Annotated in this window: 1 protein-coding gene; it reads right to left on the reverse strand. The window is 67.0% G+C overall.

Features of this window, described 5'->3' with window-relative positions; all coding sequences use genetic code 11:
* Positions 1-117: 117 nt before the first annotated feature.
* Positions 118-554, reverse strand: a 437-nt coding sequence (locus ACWKV9_RS27700; RefSeq protein WP_483839298.1) for an Lrp/AsnC family transcriptional regulator, incomplete at its 5' end; no start/stop codon positions are given.

The following is a 554-nucleotide window of genomic DNA, read 5'->3' on the forward strand; positions in this document are numbered from 1 at the left end:
CTGGGTGTTGGGATGTGCTGTGGGGCCTGTCAGGGGGGGCTGAGGGGCGGGGCGGTGAGAGGGCGCCGATGAGGATGCAGGTGGGTTTGCTAATAAATTGATAGCAGATAGCGCATGTCAATCTGGCGCTACCGGCACTTTGGTCTCAAATTTGGCCCGGCGGGTTGCAAAGAAGGCCTTCACATTGCGCACGTTGGCGTCGCCGGTGAACAGCCGCTGCGACAGCGCCAGGTAGCCCGGCATGTCCCGCGTGTGCACCACCAGCACAAAGTCTGGCCCGGGTGACACGCGCCAGCACTGCTGCACGGCGGCCTCCTGCACGGCGCGGGCTTCGAAGGCGTCGAGCTGTTCGGCCCCCTGGCGGTCCAGCGACACCTCCACGATGCACGCCAGCCCGTGGCCTTGCAGGGCAGCCAGCCGGTCGGGCTGCAGGATGGCCACCTGCCGCTCGATGAGTCCCACATCGTGCAGGCGCTTGACGCGGCGCAGGCAGGTGGGCGGCGACACATGCACCTGTTCGGCCAGGGCCTGGTTGCTCTGCGCGGCATCGGTCT

The organism is Pseudomonas corni (genome assembly GCF_057128765.1).